Genomic DNA, 9,552 nt, shown 5'->3' with positions numbered 1-9,552 from the left:
ACAGTGCGGTCACGAGGGTGGTCAAGTTCGTCGTCACAAACGGATCTTGAGCACCCTCGCCCTATGCCTGCAGGCATTTGGAAAGACTCGTCTAGGTCCGGTCCTAGGTCGGGTCGTAGGCCCAGAACCTAGGTCCGGCGGCCGGGACGACGCCGTCGGCGGTCCGATCCGCGCTGTCGGACCCCGCCGGTACGGTGAGTCCATGAGTCACGGTCCCCGGTCGGGCCTCGCGGCGGTCAGTTCCGCGCTGCTGGCCATGAGCAGACACCTGGAGGTGCGCGACGTCCTGAAGACGATCGTCGCCTCCGCCCGAGAGCTGCTCGACGCCGAGTACGCCGCCCTCGGCGTCCCCGACGACCACGGCGGCTTCGCCCAGTTCGTCGTCGACGGCGTCACCGACGAGCAGTGGAAGGCCATCGGCCCCCTCCCGCGCCAGCACGGCATCCTCGCCGCGATGCTCCACGAGGCCGCCCCGGAGCGCCTCGCCGACGTCCGCGAGGACCCCCGCTTCGAGGGCTGGCCCAGCGCCCACCCCGATCTGGTCGACTTCCTCGGCCTGCCGATCCGTGACGGCGACGAGGTCATCGGCGCCCTCTTCCTCGCCAACAAACGCTGCCCCCGGCCGGAGGGCGGCTGCGGCTTCACCGAGGACGACGAGGAACTGCTGTCGATCCTCGCCCAGCACGCCGCGATCGCCCTGACCAACGCCCGCCTCTACGAGCGCAGCCGCGAGCTGACCATCGCCGAGGAGCGCTCCCGCCTCGCCCACGAGCTGCACGACGCCGTCAGCCAGAAGCTGTTCTCCCTGCGGCTGACCGCCCAGGCGGCGGCCGCGCTGGTCGACCGCGACCCCTCCCGCGCCAAGGGCGAGCTCCAGCAGGTGGCCGCCCTCGCCGCCGAGGCCGCGGACGAACTGCGCGCCGCCGTCGTCGAACTGCGCCCCGCCGGACTCGACGAGGACGGCCTGGCCGCCACCCTGCGCACCCAGGTCCACGTCCTCGACCGTGCCCACAGCGCCCGCGTCACCTTCTCCGGCCGCGGCGCCCGCGCGCTGCCGGCGGCCCAGGAGGAGGCCATGCTCCGGGTCGCCCAGGAGGCCCTGCACAACGCCCTGCGCCACGCGGACGCCGAGCACGTCGACGTCACCCTGGAGCGCCGCGGCAACGGCGCGGTGCTGCGGATCACCGACGACGGCACCGGCTTCGACCCCCAGGCCATACGCCGCGCGGGCCGCCACCTCGGCCTCGTCTCCATGCGCGACCGGGCGAGCGGGGTCGGCGGCACGCTGACCGTCGAATCGGCGCCCGGCAAGGGCACCACGATCGAGATGGAGGTCCCCGGTGGCTGACGCAATCAAGGTGCTGCTCGTCGACGACCACCAGGTGGTCCGCCGCGGCCTGCGCACCTTCCTGGAGGTCCAGGACGACATAGAGGTCGTGGGCGAGGCCGCCGACGGCGCCGAGGGCGTCGCCCGGGCCGAGGAACTCCGGCCCGACGTCGTCCTCATGGACGTCAAGATGCCGGGCATGGACGGCATCGACGCGCTCCGCAGACTCCGCGAACTCGACAACCCCGCGCGCGTGCTCGTCGTCACCAGCTTCACCGAGCAGCGCACGGTCGTCCCGGCCCTGCGCGCGGGCGCCGCCGGGTACGTCTACAAGGACGTGGACCCCGACGCCCTCGCCGCCGCCATCCGTTCCGTGCACGCCGGACACATCCTGCTCCAGCCGGAGGTCGCCGGGGTGCTCCTCTCCCAGGAGGAGGCCAACTCCGGTCAGGGGAGAGGCGGTTCGCTCACCGAGCGGGAGCGCGAGGTGCTCGGCCTGATCGCCGACGGCCGCTCCAACCGCGAGATCGCCCGCGCCCTGGTCCTGTCCGAGAAGACGGTCAAGACCCATGTCTCCAACATCCTCATGAAGCTCGACCTTGCGGACCGGACCCAGGCCGCGCTGTGGGCCGTGCGCCACGGCGTGACCGGCTGACACCTGACTCGGTGTGACCGGATGATGGGCCGATTGTCCGGCAACCCGGAAGGTTCCCTTCCGATCTGAGATTCATACCGTCGGGTGTATGTCCTCCGAATGGCGCATCCTCGGCGGAGCCCCGCCGTTCTTCAGTGCGTGCTGCGTGCGACCGCCGCAGTGATCGCAAGGAAGGGCTCAGAAGTGAAGAACCTGAAGAAGGCCGCCGCTGTCACGATGGTGGCCGGTGGCCTCGTCGCCGCCGGTGCCGGCATGGCCTCCGCCACCGACGGCGGGGCGCACGCGGGCGGCAAGGCCGTCGGCTCGCCGGGCGTCATCTCGGGCAACGTCATCCAGGCCCCGATCGACATCCCGGTCAACGCGGTCGGCAACAGCGTCAGCGTCGTGGGCATCCTCAACCCGGCCTTCGGCAACCTGGGCGTCAACCACTGACGTTCCACTCCGGAGCACCAGTGACCACCGGCCTTCCGGACCCCTCTGGCAGGCCGGTCAGCCATGTCCGGGAACTACGCCTCCCCGGCACCCGGCCCCTGGCCGATGGTCGTCCTCCTCTCTCGTCGTCCCATCACCCCACCAAGAAGGCCGCCCTGACCGTCACCGCCGCGGGACTCGTCGCGGGCGCGTCGTCCGGTGCGGCCGTCGCCGACACGGCCGCGGACAGCGCAGCCGTCGGCTCCCCGGGCGTCGCCTCCGACCTCGACGTCCCGGTGCCGGTCGGCGTCCCCGTCACCGCCGAGGGCCTCAGCGCCAACCTCATCGCCCTCCTCAACCCGGCGTTCGGCGACGTCGCGGTCAACGACTGACCGCACAAGGGCAGGCCCCGCGAACCGTGAGTCCGCAGGGCCTCCTGCCACCGACAGCCAGGGAGCCCGGGTACTACCCCCGCTCCCGCTCCTCCACGAACGCGTTGTACGCCGCCACCTGCGCGCGCCGGGCCGTCCGCTCCACGGGTCGCAACGCGGCCACCCGCGACGCCATCTCGGACGCGCTCACCGCGCCCCCGTGCCCGTTCTCGTACGCCAGCGAGATCAGCAACCCCACCCGCTGCGCCAACTCCAGCACCCGTACGGCCCGCGGCGGGTACCCCGGGGCCAGCACCTCCCGCCCCCGCTCCGCCCGCGCCCGGTACGCGTCGATCGCCGCCTCCGCCACCGGCCCGGACGCCGCCACGTCCAACCGGGACAGCACGGCCGTCGCGTCCCGCAGCGCCTCCGCCAGCTCCCGCTCGGCCTCCCCGAGGGACGGCACGTCGGCGGGCGGCGCCTCCCGCACCTCCAGACAGCGCCAGACCACCTCGACGTGCTCGTCCCCCGAGGGCCCCACCGCGTAGACCTCGGGCACCAGCCCCAACGCACCCCCGTGGCACACCACGGCCTCCTCGGCCTCCAGCGCCCGCTTGTTGAACTCCGGCGGCCCACTGAGCCCCAACGGATGCCCCGACGCGGGCAGGGCCACCCGCAACCCGGTCACCCCCAGCGCCCGCAGCCGCCCGAGCGCGAGCGTCAGCCCGACCGGCCCCGACTCGCCGGGCAGCCCCTCCACCCGATGCACCGCGTCCTCCCCGACGATCGCGAGCACCGCGTCATCCGGTGAGACAAGTCCGGCAAGAAGGGCGTTTCCCCATGCGGCAAGGCGTCCTGAACGTGGTTCCGAGAGCATGCCCCCACCCTAAGGACCGACCGATGGAATGGACGGCCCGACCGGTGGCGTAGATTTCCCTGAGGGCTGCGCCCACCCGGCGGTGGCTCCAACCACAGGCGTACGCGACAGCCGAGACAGGCCGACACTGCAAGGGGAGACAGCGCGCTCATGAGCGATGTTCTGGAGCTGGAGGACGTATCCGTGGTCCGCGAGGGCCGGGCTCTGGTGGACCAGGTCTCCTGGTCGGTCAAGGAGGGCGAGCGCTGGGCCATCCTCGGCCCGAACGGCGCCGGCAAGACCACCCTCCTCAACGTCGCGTCCAGCTACCTCTACCCCAGCAAGGGCACCGCCACGATCCTCGGCGAGACCCTCGGCAGGGTCGACGTCTTCGAACTGCGCCCCCGCATCGGCATGGCCGGCATCGCCATGGCGGAGAAGCTCCCCAAGCGCCAGACCGTCCTGCAGACGGTACTGACCGCCGCTTACGGCATGACAGCCACCTGGAACGAGGACTACGAGGAGATCGACGAGCTGCGCGCCCGCGCCTTCCTCGACCGCCTCGGCATGACCGAGTACGTCGACCGCAAGTTCGGCACCCTCTCCGAGGGCGAGCGCAAGCGCACCCTCATCGCCCGCGCCCTGATGGCCGACCCCGAGCTGCTCCTCCTCGACGAGCCCGCCGCCGGACTCGACCTCGGCGGCCGCGAGGACCTCGTGCGCCGGCTCGGCCGACTCGCCCGCGACCCCATCGCCCCGTCCATGATCATGGTCACGCACCACGTCGAGGAGATCCCCCCGGGCTTCACCCACGTCCTGATGATCCGTCAGGGCAAGGTCCTCGCCGCCGGGCCCCTGGAGCTGGAACTCACGTCCCGCAACCTCTCCCTCTGCTTCGGCCTCCCGCTCGTCGTCGAGCAGGTCGGCGAGCGCTGGACGGCCCAGGGCCTGCCCCTCACCTGACCTCCGACTTCTGCCGCCGATCCGCCAGTCGGGCGCCCCGGCTCCACAACCCGGGCCGGACGCAACCGACTTGGCGGATCCGCTGTAAGCGATCTTTGACCGTGCGCTCTGTCGGCGGGGCGATCCCGGTCCTACCATGGACGATGTGGACAGCATCGACGCGTGGGTGTGGTGGCTGATAGGCGCGGCCGGGCTCGGGATCGCCCTCGTCGTGACCGCGATGCCGGAACTGGGCATGCTCGCCCTGGGCGCCGTCGCCGGCGCCGTGACCGCGGGGCTGGGCGGCGGTGTCGTCCTCCAAGTGGTCGTCTTCGCCGTCGTGTCCGTGGCGCTCATCGCCGTCGTACGGCCCGTGGCCGCCCGCCACAGGGCCGGGCGACCCGAACTCGCCACCGGCATCGACGCCCTGAGAGGCAAGCAGGCCGTCGTCCTGGAGCGGGTCGACGGCTCGGGCGGCCGTATCAAACTGGGCGGCGAGATCTGGTCCGCCCGCTCCCTCGACTCCGGACTCACCTTCGAGGTGGGCCAGCAAGTCGACGTCGTGGAGATCGAGGGAGCCACCGCGATCGTCATGTGACCTCGCACGAAGCGGTCACGACGCGGTCACACAATGCACCGAACGTCCCACCTGGCAGGGCCTGTTCTGCCAGACTCGACGAGCAAGATCCTCAACAGGCACACAGGCATAAGATCTTCCACAGGCGCCACGGCGGAGAAGGGCACGGGGAGCGAACGATGGAACCGATCATCATCGTCCTGATCATTCTGGTGGTGTTGGTCTTCATCGCCCTGATCAAGACCATCCAGGTCATCCCACAGGCGAGCGCCGCCATCGTCGAGCGCTTCGGCCGCTACACGCGCACGCTCAACGCGGGCCTCAACATCGTGGTCCCGTTCATCGACTCCATCCGCAACCGCATCGACCTCCGCGAACAGGTCGTGCCGTTCCCGCCCCAGCCGGTGATCACCCAGGACAACCTGGTCGTGAACATCGACACGGTCATCTACTACCAGGTGACCGACGCCCGCGCCGCCACCTACGAGGTCGCCAGCTACATCCAGGCGATCGAGCAGCTCACCGTCACCACGCTCCGCAACATCATCGGCGGCATGGACCTGGAGCGGACCCTGACCTCCCGCGAGGAGATCAACGCGGCCCTGCGCGGCGTCCTCGACGAGGCCACCGGCAAGTGGGGCATCCGCGTCAACCGCGTCGAGCTGAAGGCGATCGAACCGCCCACCTCCATCCAGGACTCGATGGAGAAGCAGATGCGCGCCGACCGTGACAAGCGCGCCGCGATCCTCACCGCCGAAGGTACGCGCCAGGCGGCGATCCTGACCGCCGAGGGTGAGAAGCAGTCCCAGATCCTGCGCGCCGAGGGTGAGGCCAAGGCCGCCGCCCTGCGCGCCGAGGGCGAGGCCCAGGCCGTCCGTACGGTCTTCGAGGCCATCCACGCCGGTGACCCGGACCAGAAGCTCCTCTCCTACCAGTACCTCCAGATGCTCCCGAAGATCGCCGAAGGCGACGCCAACAAGCTCTGGATCGTCCCCAGCGAGATCGGCGACGCCCTGAAGGGCCTCTCCGGAGCCATGGGCAACTTCGGCAACCTGGGCGGCGGTCCCACCGTCCCCAAGCCGGCCGACGGCAACGCCGACCGCCGCGAGAAGCCGGCCATCGACTGAACACGGCGACGGGCCCGCCCTCCCCCCGGGAAGAGCGGGCCCGTCGCGGTACGACAGCGGTTGTCGACGCGGCCTACGCGGCACCCTTCGACAGCCAGTCCGGCAGCGCGTCGAAGTCGTCATGTCCCAGGGACAGCAGCATCGCGTCCGCCGGCGTCGGCTCGAACGGCTGCCGCAGCAGCGGCATCCCCGCCTCCTCCGGAGTCCGGTTCGCCTTGCGGTGGTTGTCCTCCGCGCACGACGCGACCGTGTTCAGCCAGCTGTCCGAACCACCCTGGGACCGCGGCACCACATGGTCCACGGTCGTCGCCCGCCTGCCGCAGTACGCGCACCTGTGCCTGTCCCGTACCAGCACACCCCGCCTGGACCATGGCGCTTGTCTTCGGAACGGAACCCTCACGTACCTGCACAGCCTGATCACCCGGGGCGCCGGTATGTCGACCGCGGCTCCGCGCATGCGCAGTTCGGGGTGGGTCTGCTCGACGACGGCCTTGTCCTGCAGCACCAGAACGACGGCTCGGTTGAGCGTCACCGTCGACAGCGGCTCGAAGCTCGCGTTCAGTACCAGCGTGTCCCGCATTCCAGCCCACCTCCTGTGCACCAGCCCACCCCCCGGCAGGCTTGGATCAACTGTGGCCGGGCACGCCGAGATGGACAACGCAATAAAAAATGCCCGCCTCTGATCACTTCCAAGACCAGAGGCGGGCAAACGTTCAATGAACGTCCGGCTTCGTTACTTTTCCGCTACAGCGGCGTACTCCCCGATGAGCTGGGCGCGCGCCAGCGTGTGGAAACGGAGATTGAATCCCACCACGGCGGGCGAAGCGTCGGAATCCGGACCGAGCTTCTCCTGATCCACGGCGTACACCGTGAACACATAGCGGTGCGCCGGGTCCCCGGGCGGCGGGGCGGCCCCACCGAAGTCACGCGTGCCGTAGTCGTTGCGCGCGTGCACCGCGCCCTCGGGCAGTCCCTCGAACTTCCCCGACCCGGCACCGGCCGGCAACTCCGTCACGGACACCGGGATGTCGAACACGACCCAGTGCCAGAACCCGCTGCCCGTGGGGGCGTCCGGGTCGTAGCAGGTCACGGCGAAGCTCTTGGTCTCCGGCGGGAAGCCCTCCCAGCGCAGCTGCGGAGAGGTGTTCCCGCCCGCGTAGACCTGAGCGTCCTTGAGTGTCGCTCCCTGCTCGACGTCCTCACTCGTGACCGTGAAGGACGGCACGACCGGGTGGAAATCGTGGGGGAGCGGCGGCCTCTTCGGCTCGGTCACCTCGGTACCTCCTGGTGGATCTTGTGGGTCGGTTCAGAGCCTAGAACCAGCTGCGCTTGCTGCCGACCTCCGACAGCCACTGGTTCAGGTAGGCGGCCCAGTCCGTGTTCCCGTAGTCCTGCAGTCCCACCCGGAACGAACGGAACGAGTCGCTGCCCTCGCTGAACAGCCCCGGCTTCTTGTCCATCTCCAGCACGACGTCCATCTCGCGCTCGTCGGCGACGAAGCTCAGCTCGACCTGGTTCAGCCCGTGGTACTGCTGCGGCGGGAAGAACTCGATCTCCTGGTAGAAGGGCAGCTTCTGCCGCGTGCCCCGGATGTGACCGCGCTCCATGTCGGCGTTCTTGAAGCGGAAGCCCAGCTGGATGAAGGCGTCCAGGATCGCCTGCTGCGCCGGCAGCGGGTGCACGTTGATCGGGTCCAGGTCACCGGAGTCGACCGCGCGCGCGATCTCCAGCTCCGTCGTCACACCGATGTGCATCCCCGGCAGCGTCTGCCCCTGGATGGTCGTGACCGGCGTCTCCCACGGGATCTCGAGCCCGAACGGCACCACGTGCACCGCCTGCGCCTTCAGCTCGAAGGCACCCCCGAGACGCTGCTTGACGAACTCGATGTCCTGCTTGTACTCCGCGTCCTGGCCCTCGACCTCGACCCTGGCCTGAAGCCCGACGGACAGCCCCTCGATCTGCTGGTCCACGGAACCGCCCTGGATCCGCACCTCACCCTGGACGACACCGCCCGGCACCACATTGATCTCGGTCAGCACCGTCTCGACCGAAGCGCCACCGGCACCCAGGCTCGCGAGCAGTCGCTTGAACCCCATGTCTGTTCCTCCCGTCAGGCAACGCCTGTGTATCTGTGTGGCTCTGTGTTCTGTGTGTGGGGGGATCGCTCTGTGTGGCGTGGATCCTTGATCCCTACAAACGCGAACCGACGGTGACCGGTTCCGTGCCCCCACACTTCCAAGGAGGACGCTTCCTCGCCACCCATCGGTCCCCACCCGTCTGGACTACGCTCGTACGCCATGATCGCGACCCCCGACCGTACGCCCCTGGCCCGAGAGTTCTTCGACCGCCCCGTCCTGGAGGTCGCCCCCGACCTCCTGGGACGCGTCCTCGTACGCACCACCCCCGACGGTCCGATCGCACTCCGCCTCACCGAGGTCGAGGCGTACGACGGCCAGAACGACCCCGGTTCGCATGCGTTCCGAGGCCGCACCGCCCGCAACGGCGTGATGTTCGGTCCACCCGGCCATGTGTACGTCTACTTCACGTACGGCATGTGGCACTGCATGAACCTGGTGTGCGGTCCCGAGGGCCGGGCGAGCGCGGTGCTGCTGCGCGCCGGCGAGGTCATCGAGGGCGCCGAGCTCGCCCGCAAACGTCGAATCTCGGCCCGAAATGACAAGGAACTCGCCAAAGGACCGGCCCGCCTGGCCACGGCCCTGGACGTGGACCGCGCCCTCGACGGTACGGACGCCTGTTCTCCGGACGACCCCCCTCTGACGGTGCTGACCGGCACCCCCGTCCACTCCGACCAGGTACGCAACGGTCCCCGTACCGGTGTCGCCGGCGACGGGGGCGTCCACCCCTGGCGCTTCTGGATCGCCGACGACCCCACGGTGAGCCCGTACCGGGCCCATGTCCCCCGCCGACGCCGAACTTGACTCGCCTCCGGCCGGTCCGTAACGTAGCCCGAGCCGCTTGAACCGGGTACGGCAGTCAGCCAGCAGCCGGAAGCGGCCACCCACTACCTACGACATCCCCTCAGCGGGGGCGAATTAGGCATGCCCTGATTCGAGTCCGCAGAACTCAATTATGAGTTGCCGGGGGAATCGGCTAACGTAGTGAATGTCGAAAGGCCGCGAGGGAAACCGAGAGGCCCAAAGGCAGCCGAAAGGCAAATCCCGCCGACTGGGAATCGGATCGGAAAACGATCTGATAGAGTCGGAAACGCAAGACCGAAGGGAAGCGCCCGGAGGAAAGCCCGAGAGTGACTCGGGTGAGTACAAAG

General features: G+C 69.7%; 12 protein-coding genes. 8 read left to right on the top strand and 4 right to left on the bottom strand.

Going from position 1 to position 9,552, the window contains the following annotated elements; genetic code table 11:
- Positions 1 to 202: 202 nt before the first annotated feature.
- The 4 genes from ACZ4Z2_RS37065 (at position 203) to ACZ4Z2_RS37050 (ending at position 2,785) form a co-directional block, all read left to right on the top strand.
- A complete protein-coding gene (locus tag ACZ4Z2_RS37065; protein WP_468082148.1) occupies positions 203 to 1,348 on the top strand; it encodes a GAF domain-containing sensor histidine kinase in 1,146 nt (381 codons plus the stop codon).
- The gene (locus ACZ4Z2_RS37060; protein WP_468082146.1) at positions 1,341 to 1,982 is read left to right on the top strand and encodes a response regulator; all 642 of its coding nucleotides are present in this window, start codon (positions 1,341 to 1,343) and stop codon (positions 1,980 to 1,982) included. Before ACZ4Z2_RS37065 ends, ACZ4Z2_RS37060 begins: the two co-directional genes overlap by 8 nt.
- A 183-nt stretch (positions 1,983 to 2,165) precedes the next feature.
- The gene (gene chpE / locus ACZ4Z2_RS37055) at positions 2,166 to 2,414 is read left to right on the top strand and encodes a chaplin ChpE (RefSeq protein WP_468082145.1); all 249 of its coding nucleotides are present in this window, start codon (positions 2,166 to 2,168) and stop codon (positions 2,412 to 2,414) included.
- Positions 2,415 to 2,434: 20 nt separating this feature from the next.
- Positions 2,435 to 2,785, top strand: a complete 351-nt coding sequence (locus tag ACZ4Z2_RS37050) for a chaplin family protein (RefSeq protein ID WP_468082143.1) — start codon at positions 2,435 to 2,437, stop codon at positions 2,783 to 2,785.
- A 73-nt stretch (positions 2,786 to 2,858) separates the two neighbouring features.
- Here the strand turns inward: ACZ4Z2_RS37050 and ACZ4Z2_RS37045 are convergent, their stop codons facing one another.
- Positions 2,859 to 3,641 (bottom strand): hypothetical protein, encoded by a 783-nt coding sequence (locus ACZ4Z2_RS37045; RefSeq protein WP_468082141.1) that lies wholly within the window; start codon positions 3,639 to 3,641, stop codon positions 2,859 to 2,861.
- A gap of 150 nt (positions 3,642 to 3,791) precedes the next feature.
- Between ACZ4Z2_RS37045 and ACZ4Z2_RS37040 the strand changes: the two genes are divergently transcribed.
- The 3 genes from ACZ4Z2_RS37040 (at position 3,792) to ACZ4Z2_RS37030 (ending at position 6,266) form a co-directional block, all read left to right on the top strand.
- The gene (locus tag ACZ4Z2_RS37040; protein WP_055538595.1) at positions 3,792 to 4,583 is read left to right on the top strand and encodes an ABC transporter ATP-binding protein; all 792 of its coding nucleotides are present in this window, start codon (positions 3,792 to 3,794) and stop codon (positions 4,581 to 4,583) included.
- 145 nt (positions 4,584 to 4,728) lie between these two features.
- Entirely contained in the window at positions 4,729 to 5,160 is a 432-nt protein-coding gene (locus ACZ4Z2_RS37035; protein ID WP_468082139.1) for an NfeD family protein, read from the top strand.
- Between the two features lie 158 nt (positions 5,161 to 5,318).
- A complete protein-coding gene (locus ACZ4Z2_RS37030) occupies positions 5,319 to 6,266 on the top strand; it encodes an SPFH domain-containing protein (protein ID WP_055538597.1) in 948 nt (315 codons plus the stop codon).
- Between the two features lie 73 nt (positions 6,267 to 6,339).
- Here the strand turns inward: ACZ4Z2_RS37030 and ACZ4Z2_RS37025 are convergent, their stop codons facing one another.
- From ACZ4Z2_RS37025 to ACZ4Z2_RS37015, 3 genes are all read right to left on the bottom strand, one after another.
- Entirely contained in the window at positions 6,340 to 6,846 is a 507-nt protein-coding gene (locus ACZ4Z2_RS37025; protein ID WP_468082137.1) for an HNH endonuclease, read from the bottom strand.
- Positions 6,847 to 6,999: 153 nt separating this feature from the next.
- Positions 7,000 to 7,539 carry a YbhB/YbcL family Raf kinase inhibitor-like protein gene (locus ACZ4Z2_RS37020; RefSeq protein ID WP_468082135.1) on the bottom strand — a complete coding sequence of 180 codons (540 nt, stop codon included), beginning with the start codon at positions 7,537 to 7,539 and terminating at the stop codon, positions 7,000 to 7,002.
- A gap of 40 nt (positions 7,540 to 7,579) precedes the next feature.
- Entirely contained in the window at positions 7,580 to 8,362 is a 783-nt protein-coding gene (locus ACZ4Z2_RS37015) for a sporulation protein (protein ID WP_468082134.1), read from the bottom strand.
- A gap of 201 nt (positions 8,363 to 8,563) precedes the next feature.
- Between ACZ4Z2_RS37015 and ACZ4Z2_RS37010 the strand changes: the two genes are divergently transcribed.
- Positions 8,564 to 9,205: a DNA-3-methyladenine glycosylase gene (locus ACZ4Z2_RS37010; RefSeq protein WP_468082132.1), complete on the top strand. Its 642-nt coding sequence runs from the start codon at positions 8,564 to 8,566 to the stop codon at positions 9,203 to 9,205.
- Positions 9,206 to 9,552 lie beyond the last annotated feature (347 nt).

Source organism: Streptomyces sp. NPDC030183, assembly GCF_055573455.1.
This window is presented reverse-complemented; position numbering and strand designations above follow the sequence as displayed.